This window comes from Amycolatopsis sp. NPDC043889, from assembly GCF_056435645.1.
The window spans coordinates 31,253-44,602 of sequence record NZ_JBWKEC010000032.1; the positions used below are offsets into that span (position 1 = coordinate 31,253).

Annotated in this window: 13 protein-coding genes; 8 read left to right on the forward strand and 5 right to left on the reverse strand. The window is 67.3% G+C overall.

Going from position 1 to position 13,350, the window contains the following annotated elements; all coding sequences use genetic code 11:
• Positions 1-377: 377 nt before the first annotated feature.
• The 5 genes from AC0685_RS36070 to AC0685_RS36090 all read left to right on the forward strand — a co-directional run bounded on the left by AC0685_RS36070 (position 378) and on the right by AC0685_RS36090 (position 5,227).
• Positions 378-1,532, forward strand: a complete 1,155-nt coding sequence (locus AC0685_RS36070; RefSeq protein ID WP_478229570.1) for a branched-chain amino acid ABC transporter substrate-binding protein — start codon at positions 378-380, stop codon at positions 1,530-1,532.
• A 114-nt stretch (positions 1,533-1,646) separates the two neighbouring features.
• On the forward strand, positions 1,647-2,618 hold the full coding sequence (locus tag AC0685_RS36075) for a branched-chain amino acid ABC transporter permease (RefSeq protein WP_340688273.1): 972 nt from the start codon (positions 1,647-1,649) through the stop codon (positions 2,616-2,618).
• Complete coding sequence (locus AC0685_RS36080; protein WP_016335495.1) at positions 2,615-3,754, forward strand: branched-chain amino acid ABC transporter permease; 1,140 nt, start codon at positions 2,615-2,617, stop codon at positions 3,752-3,754. The genes AC0685_RS36075 and AC0685_RS36080 overlap by 4 nt, the downstream gene beginning before the upstream one ends.
• Positions 3,751-4,524, forward strand: coding sequence for an ABC transporter ATP-binding protein (locus tag AC0685_RS36085; RefSeq protein WP_478229571.1), 774 nt, complete (start codon positions 3,751-3,753; stop codon positions 4,522-4,524). Before AC0685_RS36080 ends, AC0685_RS36085 begins: the two co-directional genes overlap by 4 nt.
• Complete coding sequence (locus AC0685_RS36090; RefSeq protein WP_016335497.1) at positions 4,514-5,227, forward strand: ABC transporter ATP-binding protein; 714 nt, start codon at positions 4,514-4,516, stop codon at positions 5,225-5,227. Before AC0685_RS36085 ends, AC0685_RS36090 begins: the two co-directional genes overlap by 11 nt.
• Before the next feature lie 44 nt (positions 5,228-5,271).
• Here AC0685_RS36090 and AC0685_RS36095 read toward each other — a convergent pair whose 3' ends face one another.
• The gene (locus tag AC0685_RS36095; protein WP_478229572.1) at positions 5,272-5,805 is read right to left on the reverse strand and encodes a hypothetical protein; all 534 of its coding nucleotides are present in this window, start codon (positions 5,803-5,805) and stop codon (positions 5,272-5,274) included.
• The gene (locus AC0685_RS36100; RefSeq protein WP_478229573.1) at positions 5,802-6,260 is read right to left on the reverse strand and encodes an ATP-binding protein; all 459 of its coding nucleotides are present in this window, start codon (positions 6,258-6,260) and stop codon (positions 5,802-5,804) included. The genes AC0685_RS36095 and AC0685_RS36100 overlap by 4 nt, the downstream gene beginning before the upstream one ends.
• A 192-nt stretch (positions 6,261-6,452) precedes the next feature.
• Here AC0685_RS36100 and AC0685_RS36105 point away from each other — a divergent pair, with 192 nt between their 5' ends.
• A complete protein-coding gene (locus AC0685_RS36105) occupies positions 6,453-7,241 on the forward strand; it encodes a LysR family transcriptional regulator (protein WP_478229574.1) in 789 nt (262 codons plus the stop codon).
• Positions 7,242-7,381: 140 nt separating this feature from the next.
• Entirely contained in the window at positions 7,382-7,684 is a 303-nt protein-coding gene (locus tag AC0685_RS36110) for a DUF6506 family protein (protein ID WP_478229575.1), read from the forward strand.
• Here the strand turns inward: AC0685_RS36110 and AC0685_RS36115 are convergent.
• Complete coding sequence (locus tag AC0685_RS36115) at positions 7,681-8,160, reverse strand: MarR family winged helix-turn-helix transcriptional regulator (RefSeq protein ID WP_478229576.1); 480 nt, start codon at positions 8,158-8,160, stop codon at positions 7,681-7,683. The genes AC0685_RS36110 and AC0685_RS36115 overlap by 4 nt on opposite strands.
• 84 nt (positions 8,161-8,244) lie before the next feature.
• Here AC0685_RS36115 and AC0685_RS36120 point away from each other — a divergent pair, with 84 nt between their 5' ends.
• Complete coding sequence (locus AC0685_RS36120) at positions 8,245-8,886, forward strand: FMN-dependent NADH-azoreductase (RefSeq protein WP_478229577.1); 642 nt, start codon at positions 8,245-8,247, stop codon at positions 8,884-8,886.
• Positions 8,887-9,108: 222 nt separating this feature from the next.
• On the opposite strand, the gene AC0685_RS36125 is transcribed toward AC0685_RS36120, so the two are convergent.
• Together AC0685_RS36125 and AC0685_RS36130 are read right to left on the reverse strand one after the other, a co-directional pair.
• On the reverse strand, positions 9,109-12,243 hold the full coding sequence (locus tag AC0685_RS36125; RefSeq protein WP_478229578.1) for a TIM-barrel domain-containing protein: 3,135 nt from the start codon (positions 12,241-12,243) through the stop codon (positions 9,109-9,111).
• Between the two features lie 196 nt (positions 12,244-12,439).
• Positions 12,440-13,225 carry a DeoR/GlpR family DNA-binding transcription regulator gene (locus AC0685_RS36130; protein WP_034316006.1) on the reverse strand — a complete coding sequence of 262 codons (786 nt, stop codon included), beginning with the start codon at positions 13,223-13,225 and terminating at the stop codon, positions 12,440-12,442.
• Positions 13,226-13,350 lie beyond the last annotated feature (125 nt).

Here is a 13,350-nt window from a genome sequence, read left to right on the forward strand (position 1 = left end):
ACCATCGGTTGTCACGGCACAAGGGAAGAGCGGGCACCGTTGACGCCCTTTGGGGCAGCATTGCTACGACGAACGGCCGCCCACGAAGGAGCCGAAAAAGCGCAAGATACGCGGCCGAAACATGATCATTACCCACGAGCATGATCGACGTGGTAGCGGTGAATCCCCAGCGTGACCAGCGAAGACCCGTCAACCGGCAACATTCGCCTTTTCGTGCAATTCGTTCTGGTTTCGACCGTCACGATGTGGACACAGAGTGATGGGCGTCTGGGCAGATCATGGCGTAGGGGGATATCTTCCTGCCCTAACCTAGCCCCTGTGTCGGGGGCAACGCCTACCGGCGGCTGGTTGGTCATGGGAGGTAGTCGGTGTCAGGAGTGCGTTTTGGACGGGTTTTCGCCGTCGCGGCGGCTGCGTCGCTGGCGCTGGCGGGCTGTGCCGGCGGCAGCAGCTCGTCCGGCAGCGGTGACAGCAGCACGCTGAAGATCGGGTTCATGGGTGACCTCACCGGTGAGAACTCCGGGATCGTGATCCCGCCCCGCAACGGCGCCAAGCTCGCTATCGACGAGTACAACAAGACGAACCCGGCGATCAAGCTGGAGCTCAAGGAATACGACAGCCAGGGCAAGCCCGAGCAGGCGACGTCGCTGATCGCGACCGCCGTCGGCCAGGACAAGATCACCGCGCTGATCGGCCCGGCCTTCTCCGGTGAGTCGAAGGCCATCGGCGGTCAGCTGGAACAGAACAAGATCCCGAGTGTCTCGCCCTCGGCCACCAACGCGGGCCTCTCCTCGAACGGATGGAAGTACTGGCACCGCGTCGTCGCGAGCGACGCCAGCCAGGGACCGGCGATCGCCAACTTCCTCATCACGGCGAAGTCGCCCAAGAAGGCCTACATCATCTCGGACGACCAGGAATACAGCGTCGGCCTGGCCGACAACTTCGAGAAGACCTTGAAGGAGAAGAACGTCCCGTCCGATCGCGACAAGTTCGCCAAGGACGCGTCGGACTACTCCTCGACCGTGCAGAAGGTCAAGGCCGCGAACCCGGACATCATCCTCTTCGGTGGCTACTACGCCCAGGGTGGCCGTCTGCTCAAGCAGCTGCGTGACGGCGGCGTGACCGCCACCTTCGCGACCGGTGACGGTTCGCTCGACGCCCAGCTTGTCAGCGGTGCCGGTGCCGCGGCCGCCGAGAAGGCCGTCGTCGGCTGCCCGTGCAACATCCCGGACGCCGGCTCCACCGACGAGTTCAGCACCAAGTACAAGGCCGCGTTCAACGTCGACCCGGCGATCTACTCGAGCGAGGGTTACGACGCCGCGACCGCCATCATCAACGCGGTCAAGACCGGCGCCAACACCCCGGAGAAGATCAACGAGGCCCTCAAGACGATCGACTTCAAGGGTGCCTCGAAGCAGATCAAGTTCAAGGAGAACGGCGAACCGTCGACGGACGCGATCAACATCTACCAGGTCACCGGTGGTGTCCTGAAGAACCTCGGCGTCTCGACCGAAGCCAAGCTCAACGGCTGACGGAGCAGATAGGAACACCTAACGGAAGCGGGGGCGCTGTGCGGGCACAGCACCCCCGCTTCCCGCAAATGTGGCGAAAGAAATCCTCGCCCCGTCCCGTAAGGCATCCACGTCATGCTTCAAGATCTGCAAGCCCAGTTCCTCGGTAGCACCATCGGCGGACTGGTCGCCGGAAGCATCTACGCCCTCATCGCCCTCGGCTACACAATGGTCTACGGCGTGCTCCGGCTCATCAACTTCGCGCATTCCGAGATCTTCATGATCGGGACGGTCACGTCCCTGTTCGTCCTGATCACCATCGCGGGCGGCACCGCCCCGATCACGCTCGGCGTGTTCGGGATGATCGCCGTACTGCTGCTGATCATCATCGCTTCGGCCGCCGTGTCCGGCGGTGCGGCGGTCCTGCTGGAGCAAGTGGCCTACCGGCCGCTCCGCAAGAAGGGCGCGACCCGGCTCGCTGCCCTGATCTCCGCCATCGGCGCCTCGCTGTTCCTCCAGGAACTGTTCGGCCTCGAGATCATCGAATGGATCACCGACAAATCCGGCCGCGTGCAACAGAACGCGCCTCGCTTCATCCCGCACGAGGAGCTGTTCCACATCGGCAACGGTGTGGTCCGCACGGACCACGTGTTCGTCGTCGTCGGTGCCGTGATCATGATGATCGGGCTCGACCAGCTGGTCAGCCGCACCCGCATCGGCCGAGGTATCCGCGCCACGGCGCAGGATCCCGAAGCCGCCGTGCTGATGGGCGTCAGCATCGACAAGATCGTGCGCCTCACCTTCCTGCTCGGCGGCGCGATGGCCGGTGTCGCCGCCGCGCTGTACGTGATGGAGTACGAGAACACCGACTACCGCATCGGGTTCCTCCTCGGCATCAAGGCGTTCACCGCGGCCGTGCTGGGAGGTATCGGCAACCTGCGCGGCGCCCTGCTGGGCGGCATCGTGCTCGGCTTGGTGGAGAACTGGAGTTCCATCTTCTTCGGTTCGGCTTGGAAGGACGTCACCGCCTTCGTGGTACTGGTGCTCGTCCTGATGTTCCGTCCCACCGGCATCCTCGGTGAATCGCTGCAGCGGGCACGCGCATGAAGGGCAACGAAGAAGTGGCTGAAAAGTCCCCAGAGAACGGAAAGCCGACGCGCGCCGGCTTTCACCCCGTGGACGGTATGCGGGATTGGTGGGCACGCGCTCCGCATTGGCAACGTTATGGCGTGTACATCGCCCTGATCATCGGCGCGCTGATCCTGCCCGCGCCCGCGATCGGTTCGTTCATGTCCCCGGAATCGGACTGGACCACGGTCCTGATTTTCCCGGTCGGGGTGTACATCCTGCTGGCGATCGGCCTGAACATCGTGGTCGGCCACGCGGGCATGCTGGACCTCGGGTTCGTCGCGTTCTTCGCGATCGGCGCGTACACGCTCGCCGTGATGGGCACCCTGCACGGCTGGGGATTCTGGGGCACGCTCGTGCTCGGTATCTTCCTGGCGGCGATGTCAGGGGTGATCCTCGGTGCTCCGACGCTCCGGTTGCGCGGTGACTATCTGGCCATCGTGACCCTCGGCTTCGGTGAGATCGTCCGGATCACCGCGACGAACACCGACGCCATCGGCGGCGCCCGCGGTATCACCAACATCCCGCACCCGGAGCCCATGTTCGGGACCGAGTTCCTGCTCGACCCTGCGCCGTACTACTACCTGATCCTCGCGGCGATCGTGATCGCGATCATCTTCTCGGTGCGGCTGCACAAGAGCCGTGTCGGGCGGGCGTGGGCGGCCATCCGTGAGGACGAGGACGCCGCCGAGCTGATGGGTGTCCCGACGTTCAAGTTCAAGCTGCTGGCGTTCGCCATCGGCGCCATGCTCGGCGGTATGGCCGGTGTGGTCTACGCCAGCAAGGCCGTCTTCATCGAGCCGAACAACTTCCCGTTCATCCTGTCCGCGACCATCCTCGCGGCCGTGGTGCTCGGTGGTGCGGGCAATCTGCCCGGTGTCATGCTCGGTGCCTTCCTGGTCGCCTGGCTTCCGGAGCGGTTCCGGTTCCTGTCCGAGTACCGCATTCTGATCTTCGGTGGTGTGCTGGTGCTGATGATGGCGCTGCGGCCGGAGGGTCTGCTGCCGTCGCGGCAGCGCAAGGCGGAACTACACGAAGGAACGGGCGGGATGGGTGCCATGGGCGCCGAAGTCGCGGGTCCGGATTCCGAGGCTTCGGCGGAGGTGACGAAATGAGCGCGCTGCTCGAATTCGACAACGTGACGATGCGCTTCGGCGGTGTCACGGCCTTGAAGGAAGTCAACCTCACCATCAACCAGGGTGAGATCTTCGCCCTGATCGGCCCGAACGGCGCGGGGAAGACCACGGTCTTCAACGTGATCACCGGCGTCTACCGGCCGACCGAGGGCCAGGTGCGCTTCGGCGACACCCGGGTCGACGGGATGAAGCGGTTCAAGATCAACCAGGCCGGGATCGCCCGCACGTTCCAGAACATCCGGCTGTTCCACAACATGTCGGCGTTGGAGAACGTGATGGTCGGTGCGGACTCGCACCACAAGACCGGCGCGATTTCGGCGACGCTGGGCCTGCCCGTGCACCGCAAGGAAGAGAAGCGGGGCCGCGAGCTGGCGAGGGACCTGCTGGACTTCGTCGGCATCGGCCGGGTCGAGCACAACACCGCGAAGAACCTCTCCTACGGTGACCAGCGCCGTCTGGAGATCGCGCGTGCGCTCGCGACCGACCCGAAGCTGCTGCTGCTCGACGAGCCCGCCGCCGGGATGAACCCGGCGGAGAAGAACTCGCTGCAGCAACTGATCCGCAAGATCCGTGACGACGGCCGGACCGTGCTGCTCATCGAGCACGACATGGGCTTGGTCATGCAGATCGCCGACCGGCTGGCCGTGCTCGACTTCGGCCAGAAGATCGCAGAAGGGCTCCCCCACGAGGTGCAGAACAACCAGAAGGTGATCGAGGCTTACCTGGGGGTGGCGGAAGATGCTTCTTGAGGTTCAGGACATCAACGTCCACTACGGGAAGATCGCCGCGCTCAAGGGAATGAGCATCGAGGTCGGCGAGGGCGAGATCGTTTCGCTCATCGGGGCCAACGGCGCCGGCAAGACCACGACACTGAAGACGATCTCGGGCCTGCGTCCGCTGACCAGCGGCCGGATCCTCTTCGACGGCAAGGACATCTCGAAGACGCCCGGCCACAAGCGGGTCGAGCTCGGGATCGGCCAGTCACCGGAAGGCCGGGGCGTGTTCCCCGGGATGACGGTGCAGGAGAACCTCCTGATGGGTGCCTACACCCGCAAGGACGACCTGAAGGCCGACCTCGACGAGGTCTACGAGCTGTTCCCGCGGCTGAACGAACGCAAGACCCAGTTCGGCGGCACGATGTCCGGTGGCGAGCAGCAGATGATCGCCATCGGCCGCGCGCTGATGACCAAGCCCAAGGTGCTGCTGCTCGACGAGCCGTCCATGGGCCTGGCGCCGATGCTGATCGCGCAGATCTTCGACATCATCCGCGAGATCAACAAGCGCGGGACCACGGTCCTGCTGGTGGAGCAGAACGCGCAGCAGGCGCTGAAGCTCTCCGACCGCGCGTACGTGCTGGAGACCGGTGAAGTGGTCAAGAGCGCCCGCGGTGCCGAGCTGCTGGACGACCCGCAGGTGCGGGCCGCCTACCTCGGTGGTGACCTGGGCGTCTGACGCCTTCGAGAAGGGCCCCGTCGCGTTTCGCGGCGGGGCCCTTCTCATGTCAGCTTGATGTCGGTGCCGGTGAGGTTCTTCATGTCGGTCAGCGTCGGACCGCCGAAAGCCCGCAACACCAAGGGTTTCGTCTCCTTGGGCAGGTCGAAGTAGAGATCGAACTCGACCCGCACACCGCGCCCCAGTTCGAACTTGTCCGGTTGCCGCTTGATCGTCATCGCCTGATTGTCGACCGCGATCACCTCGCCGGCATCGGTGACCAGCTGCTGGCGCCTTGTGTCGAAGAGGATTCCGGACAGACCCTTGCCCGTGACCACCAGCCGGAGCCGCACGAACTGTCCCTTGGCCTCGAACTCGGCGTGGCTGCCGGTGAGGCTGGGGAGCCCCGCGGCCAGCCCGATGAGGGAGAACTCGGTCTCCCCGTTGAGCGCGGGCGGCAGGTGCAGCGCGGTCTCGTCCGGGCGGACCTCCCGTGCGGGGAGGTCGTAGACGGGTCTGGCGGGCGGCTGTTCTTGCTCGGCGGAACATCCGGCGAGCAGGAACAGGACCGAGGCCGCCGCCGTCAGGCGCTTTCTCATCGGACGACCTCCACGCTCAGGTGCGGCCACCCGTCGATCTCCGGCAGCCGTATCGCGCCGATCTCCTCCCCTGGCAGGAAACGCACCGTCGTGCCGGTCGTGCCGTCGTCGTCGATCGGCGACAGGTCGGTGGCCGGGACACCGCGTTCGTAACGCTGGGTCCAGGAACCGTTGCGACGCCGGTTGGTGTGCACGAGCCAGTCGCTCAGCGCGGCCACGACCGACACACCGCGGCGCGGATGACCGTCCGGGAGCCGTTGCGCCTCAGGGGAATCGAAGAAACGCAGATCCTTGGTCGACATGACCGGCTTCTTCACGAAGCCGCCGTGCCCGTCGGCGCGGGTGTCGGTGCCCCGGCCGTCGTCCGCCACGGAGATCGAGCCGTCGGGGTGGACCGTGACGACGGCATGCCCGCCGCCGGTGCTTTCGGCCTCCTCCGCCGCGTAAGCGAGCACTTCGAGGACGAGGTGCGCGACCGCCGGGGGCGAACTCCCCAGGGTTCCGGCGGATGCGCGCCAGATGGTCGAGGTCCACCGAACCGGCCCAGTCGTGCGTGGTGTTGCGCCATTCACTCACCCCGTCGATTCTGCCTGGTCCGGGGCTACTGTGCGGCTGTGGAATTACGTCGTCTTCGATATCTGTGTGCCGTGGCGGAGGAAGGGCATCTCACTCGCGCCGCGGGGCGCCTCGGCATCCGATCGTCGTCGCTCAGCCAGCAGATCATCGCGCTGGAACGGGAACTGGACGCGACGTTGTTCGTCCGCACCCAGGCGGGGATGACGCCGACCGCCGCCGCGCTGGCGCTGCTCCCCCACGCCCGCCGGATGCTGGAGGAGGCCGACCTCGGCGCACGGGCCGTCCGCGACACCGTGGGCCGGCCGCTCCGCGTCGGCGTGACGCCGGGCGCGCCGCCGACCGTCCTAGCGACCCTGTACGCGGAAGCGGTGGAGATCGACGACCTCTCCGCGGCACGGCAGCTCGAACTCCTCCGCCGCGGCGCGCTCGACGCCGGTCTGCTCGCCCTTCCGGAGGACGTGGACGGCCTGCGGGTGGTCGTCGTGAGCGAGCGGCCGCTGGGCGTGCTCGTCGTGGACACCCACCCGTTGGCTCGGCTGGACACCGTGGACTGGGAGGACCTCGCCGGGCTGGACCTCCTTCTGTACGAACGGAAGCTGGCCCCTGGGTATCACGACGCGCTGCTCGCGGACTGCGCGGCGGCGGGCTGGCGGCCGGCTCACGTCCGCCCCGGGCCGCCTCGGCGGTCGCTGTTCGTCGCCGAGTTGCGGCACGGCGGCGACGTCGTCGCGTTGCGTCCCAGGGACGAGCAGGCCGAAGGTCTGCGTTGGTTGCCGCTGCGGGAACCGCCGGTCGTTCGGCACGCGCTCGTGTGGGATGCGGCGCACGAGTCTTCGGAGCGGATCGCGGCGCTGGTATGACGGCGACCACATCGGATCTCCGCGCCACCCGCCCGGCCTCCCCTCTTCGGTGATCCCGAACGGCCGTACGGATTCGCCTCGTGGACGGCCCCCGCGTTTCGCGATTACCTCACGGTATTCGAGAACGAAGGAGAATCGTCATGCGACAGTGGGGTTTCGTGTACTTGGCCGATGGCTGCGACCCGACAAGGGATGTGTCCCGTGTAGACAGTGGGGAATGCCTGACGGTGCTGATCGGCGTCGGCCGCGTGGACCAGGTCGTCGCCGCGGCCCGGCGGCTGGTCGGCGAAGGGGCGCAGCTGATCGAACTGTGCGGCGCGTTCGGTCCCGTGTGGACGGCACGGGTGATCGACGCGGTGGGGAGCGAGGTCCCGGTCGGAAGCGTCATGTATGGCGCCGAAGCCACCAAACAGCTTCACGACCTGTTCGGTCTCGGGGCCTAGCAGGTTTCGCTGTGCGCGGCCTCGACACAGGCTGCGGGCTCGGCGTGCCCCGCAGCCTGGTACAGCAGGGTGTACAGCGTCTCGCGCTGATCCTTGTCGAGCGCGCCGAGCACCTCGTCCTCGACCGCGGCGAGGGCGAACTCGGCTTTGACGAGTTGCTTCACGCCGACGTCGGTGAGTTCGACGATGTGACGGCGCCGGTCCTCAGGTGACCGCCTGCGTTCGATCAGGTTCGCGGACTCGAGGTCGTTCAACAGCCCGACGACGTTCGTACCGTCCATCTCCAGCGTCTTCGCGAGGTCCTGTTGCGAACAGCCGCCGAGGTCACGCAGCACGGTCAGCGCGACGAGATGCCGGGGCCGCAGGCCGAGCGGGGCCAGGACGGACTCGCTGCGCAGCCGGATCCGGCGGGTGACGTGGTCGAGCAGCGCGCCGCAGCGGTGCGGGGGCTGGTTCACGACCGGGAGTTCGGGCACTCGTCAAGTGTACGTTCCCTCCATGATGAACGACATGGCATCGATGGTTTGCGTTACACAAACTATCTATGCAAGATAGTAGGCATGACGAACCTGCTGCACATCGACTCGAGCATCACGGGCGAGCACTCGACCAGCCGCCGCCTCACCGCGCGGGCGTCCGCCGCCTGGCGCGCCGCGCATCCGGAGGGCACCGTCACCTACCGCGACCTGGGTGCCGACCCGCTGCCGCATTTCGACGCGGTGAGCAATGTGGCCAGGACGACTCCGCCGGAGCAGCACACCCCGGAACAGGCCGCGGCCTGGCGGCTCATCACGGAACTGGTCGACGAGGTCAAGGCGGCCGACACGATCCTGCTGGGCCTGCCGCTGTACAACTTCGGCCCGCCGAGCACGGTCAAGGCCTGGGTCGACCACCTGATCGTGCCCGGGCTGACGCTCGACGCCGAGACCAGGGAAGGCCTGCTCGGCGACCGCGACTTCATCGTCGTGGTCTCACGCGGTGGCGGTTACGGCGAAGGCACCCCGCGCGAAGGCTGGGACCACGCCCAGTCGTGGATCCCGCACGGCGTCTCGCTGACCGGCCTCGAACCGCGGTTCGTCACCGCCGAGCTGACCCTGGCGAAGACCAACCCGGCGATGGCGGACCTCATCCCGCTGGCCGAAGCCAGCCAGGCCGAGGCCGAGCGCGCCATCGACGCGCTGTGGACCCCCGTCGCGGCCTGACTCGTGAGTGGTAAGGACGGTTCTAACCGTCCTTACCACTCACGAGGGGACCTGGACCAGCCTTAACGTGCCGTTGCCGGCGTTCTGGTGTCCGTGAAGGCCTCCTTCCCTACCTTGAGCGTAGGGAAGGAGGCCTTCACGGACCCGCGACCGACCGGCAGCCACCTCCGGTAGGTACGCAAGACACCGTTGGCTCTAACCGTCCTTACCACTCACGAGAACTCAGCCGATGCCCGCGGCGAAGACGTGCATCGCGCTGTTCGACGGAAGCGTCACCGCGACGACCTCCTTTCCCGCGGTCAACGGGATCGAGTTCGCGAACACCCGGTACGGCGTGGTCGGATACGCCGCCCCCGTACGGGTGTTCTTGCCCATCACGGACGCCACCGTGGTCGCGCCGTACTGGGCGGGATCCGCGCAACACCAGTTGGGGAAGCCGAGTTCGGCCTGGCTCGTGCTGCCATCGGCGTAGCGGACGACAACGGTGCCCTTCGCCGTGCCAGTACCGGTTCCGGCCAGCACGAGCTTCGCCCCGGTACCGCGCACCGCGATGGTCTGTCCGGACGCGAGGACGTTGTCCTTCTGCCCGGTACCGGTTTGCGGCCAGGTCAGCTGAGCACCGAGCGCGGAGAAGCCCGCGCCGGACTTGAGACCGGCTTCGGCGAGGCCTTCCGCCCGGAAACTGCTGCCGCCGCCGTCGATGTCCCCCACCGCGACGTGGGCCGCGTCGGTAACGCCGACGTTGCCGTAGGCCGCGGCCAGCGAAGCGTGCGGGACGGTGACCGTCACCGAGTCGGTGACCCGGTTCTCCCCGAGCCGCGCCTGGTACGACGCCGACGCGGTGAGCTGGTAGTCGTCCGGTTTGATCCCCGCGTCCGGCGTCACCTTCACCGGCACCCGTACGGTCTCGCCGGGCATCACCAGTCGCGGCCCGGCAGGCACCTCGGCGCGGAAGCCGTTGGCGGGCAAGGAGAACTTGACGTTCCGGACCGGCAGCGGAGTGCCGTTGGTGAAGCTCAACGTGCCGGTCGCGGTCTGCCCAGGACCGGCGACCGCCGGGACGGACAGGGTGACCGAGCCATTGCGATCCTCCGGGAAGATCCCACCGACCGCGCTCGTGCCGAACAGGCGGACGTCCTGGCGGTCACCGGCGCCGATCTTGCCGGTCTTGACCCGCACGACCCCGCCGGCGGCCGGGTCGAACCACCAGCCCGACGCCGCCGCGTCCAGTTCGGCCCTGCTGCCGTACTGCCGCAGGATCGAGGTCCCGGCCAGAACCGTCGCGGGCCTGCTTCCCGTGTGGACTGTCAGCTGGTAGTTCCGCGACGCGGGCTTCCCGGCGTAGGAACCGGAACTGGCGCCGATCCCGACCGTGACCGTGCCCAGGCCGGACGTCGGCGCGTCGACGGTGAACGTCTGCTTCGCCTGGTCGCCGTTCTTGTACGCCCTGGTCACGCCGTCGTCCTCGGTGAGCGTGAACGAACCCTTGCCCTGCGGGTAGACGTCGAGGTCGAGCACGCCCTTGTCCCTGGTCTGCCACGACTTCGTGCCCTCGGCCCACATCGGCACCACGGCCCCGGCGCGGACGAACAGCGGCAGCGTGTCGAGCGGCGCGTCGTAACCGTCCACAGTGGTCGGACCGGTGTAGGTCTTGCCGCTCCAGTAGTCGACCCAGGTGCCCTTCGGCAGGTAGATGCCGTTGCGCACGGTCGAGTTCTCGTACACCGGCGCGACCAGGAAATCCTTGCCGGACAGGAACTCGTACTTCGCCTTGTCGCCCCAGACGTTCGGGTCGTCCGGGTACTCGAGCGCCAGCGGGCGGACCTGGCCGACGCCGGTCTTGTGCGCCTCCACCGAATGGCTGTAGGTGTAGGGCAGCAGCCGCTCCTTGAGCAGCAGGTACTTGCGGTTGATCGAGGTGTACGGCTCGCCGTAGCGCCACGGCTGCTTGTCCGACGCGGCCCAGCCGTCCATCGTCATCGAGACCGGCAGGAACGCCTTCCACTGCAGGTCGCGGACGTAGGTCTGCGGGCTGCCGCCGAAGATGCCGTCGATGTCGCCGGTGTTGTACGCGATCCCCGATGTCGTGGCGCCGGCGTAAGTCGGGATCTGCCACTTGATGTAGTCGTAGGAACCGGCCTGGTCGCCGCTCCACAGCACGCCGCAGCGCTGGGCGCCCGCCCAGCTGACCGGTGTCCAGACGAAACCGCGCGCGTCGCTGTTGTCCTCGATGCCCTTGTGCGCGGTGTCGCACGCGTCCAGCGCGAACTGGTATCCCGGGCCGACCCACGCGACGTCCAGTTTGCGGACCCGGACCCCGGCCTTGACCTCCTCGACCTGATTCGGCACGCCGTCCTCGGTCCACAGCCCGAGTTGCATGTTGTTCTTGCGGAGGCCTTCGCCGGTCTGCTGGAGGTTTTCGTATCCGCAGCCGTAGCCGTCGTTGACCAGCATCCAGCCGTTCGGCATCCCGTGCTCGGCGTACCCCTCCGCGACCTTCACCGCGTCCAGGGTGTGCCGCTCACCGCGATTGGCGTTGTGCAGGTAGCAGTCGGCGTCACCGTGTTCGAGACCGTAGAGCGGTGGCAGGAAAGGCTTCCCGACCAGATCGGTGTAGCCGGAGATGACGTCCTTGAGCCCGTCGCCGACGACGTACGTCGCGTCGAAGCGGCGCTCGTCGTGCGTGGTGCGCACCGGCTCGGTGAAGGCGTAGGTGCCTTGCGCGAAGGTGTTGCGCAGCACGCCGTATCCCGCCGTGGAGGCGTAGAACGGCTGCGAATTCGGGGCCCCGCCGTCGTTCCAGTTGTAGTCGGCGAAGATCCGGATCGTCTGGTCGCGGTGGCTGAAGCGGCCGTTCTGCTCGCCGCCGCCGACGAACTGCTCGGTCGCGGTTCGCGCCAGGGTCTGCGTGGTCTGTTTGCCGGTCCAGGACAGCGGTGCCGACTCCTCCCAAAGCCGCTTGCGGTCCGCGCCGTCGTACAACGCGAGCCGCAACGGGTGCTTGTACGCCCGCAGCGTGGCCTTGGCCGTGGAAACCGCCCAGTAGTCCCCCTTGTCGGTCCTCTTCGGCGTGACCGGGTCACCCGTGCGCGGCAGCACGATCTTGCTCCCGGCCGGATCGGTGAACGTGCCGTCCGGCGCCAGCCAGACCCGGACGGCGCCTTCGGCCGGGAAGCTGACGCGCACCGCGGCGCTTCCCGAATTCAGGGTGACCGTGGCGCCGTCGCCGGAGATCCCGGTCAGATCGCCCAGCTTGCCGGATGCCGCCGCGGCCGGATCGGCGTGCGCGGCGACCGGGGAAAGCCCGAGTAAGGCCACTGCGGCCAAACAACTCAGGGATTGCGCAACTCTGCTCATTCGAGACACCTTTCGCGCATGAATACGCAAGATGGTCTCTGTATAGCGCACGGTTCGCGCAAAGTCATCCGCCGAAGCGGTGCTGCCGACTTTCGTCGGGTCGCCAAAGATCCTTATGTCACAAGGAGTGCGCAAAAGACGTGAAGGCCCCCTTCCCTACCCTCAAGGTAGGGAAGGGGGCCTTCACGGACTTTGGTCAGACGGCTTGGACCTCGACGCCGGCGGCCTCGAACGCCCGCAGCACCTTCGGATCGGCGTTGGAGTCGGTCACCAGCGCGTGCACCTGGGGAGTCGCGCAGATCCGCGCGAACGCGCGGCGGCCCAGCTTCGATCCGTCGGCGACCGCGACGACACGTTCGGCCCGCTCGACCATCAGCCGGTTGATACTCGCCTCGCCCTCGTGATGCGCGAAGGCGCCGGCGTCGGCATCGAACGCGTCGACGCCGAGGAACAGCAGGTCGATCGTGAGTTCGCTGAGCACGCGAGTCGCCAGCGGACCACTGAGCTCGAACGATTGCGGACGCGCGACCCCGCCGGTGACCACGATCTTCACATGCGGCCGGACCGCGAGTTCGTGCGCGATGTTCAGTGCGTTGGTGACCACCGTCAGCCCGGGCGAATCACGGAGACCGGCCAGATCGGACCGCGTGGCCAGCGACCGCGCGACGCCGGCCGTCGTCGTTCCGCCGTTGAGGCCGACCACCATGCCCTGCGCGACGAGCGCCGCCGCGGCGACGCTGATCCGCTGCTTCTCGGGCACGTGCCGCGCGGTCTTGTACCGCAGCGGCAGGTCGTAGGCGAGATCGTTGGCCACCGCACCACCTCGGGTGCGGGTGAGCAACTGCTGCTCCGCCAGGTGATCGAGGTCGCGCCGGATCGTGGCCGCGGAGACGTTCAGCTCCTCGGCCACGTCCTCGACGTCGATCTTTTCCCGCTGCCCCAGCAGGTCCAGCAGGGTGCTCAGCCGTTCGTGCCGGGCCATCGGCGCCACTCCTAGCTCGCTGCGGCCTATCGCGCATGACGTTGCGCTGTTGGCCACTGTTTCGAGCAGTATGCTGCATCGCGGTTGTCCGCCGCGAGCGGCATACCGGTCGAGCGGCCCGGCCG

Excerpts from the sequence above, each read along its gene's own strand:
- AC0685_RS36080 (WP_016335495.1), top strand. The coding sequence starts at position 2,615 with ATGAAGGGCAACGAAGAAGTGGCTGAAAAGTCCCCAGAGAACGGAAAG.
- AC0685_RS36130 (WP_034316006.1), bottom strand. The coding sequence starts at position 13,225 with ATGGCCCGGCACGAACGGCTGAGCACCCTGCTGGACCTGCTGGGGCAG.
- AC0685_RS36110 (WP_478229575.1), top strand. The coding sequence starts at position 7,382 with ATGCGACAGTGGGGTTTCGTGTACTTGGCCGATGGCTGCGACCCGACA.
- AC0685_RS36095 (WP_478229572.1), bottom strand. The coding sequence starts at position 5,805 with ATGAGAAAGCGCCTGACGGCGGCGGCCTCGGTCCTGTTCCTGCTCGCC.
- AC0685_RS36090 (WP_016335497.1), top strand. The coding sequence starts at position 4,514 with ATGCTTCTTGAGGTTCAGGACATCAACGTCCACTACGGGAAGATCGCC.
- AC0685_RS36125 (WP_478229578.1), bottom strand. The coding sequence starts at position 12,243 with ATGAGCAGAGTTGCGCAATCCCTGAGTTGTTTGGCCGCAGTGGCCTTA.
- AC0685_RS36085 (WP_478229571.1), top strand. The coding sequence starts at position 3,751 with ATGAGCGCGCTGCTCGAATTCGACAACGTGACGATGCGCTTCGGCGGT.
- AC0685_RS36120 (WP_478229577.1), top strand. The coding sequence starts at position 8,245 with ATGACGAACCTGCTGCACATCGACTCGAGCATCACGGGCGAGCACTCG.
- AC0685_RS36075 (WP_340688273.1), top strand. The coding sequence starts at position 1,647 with ATGCTTCAAGATCTGCAAGCCCAGTTCCTCGGTAGCACCATCGGCGGA.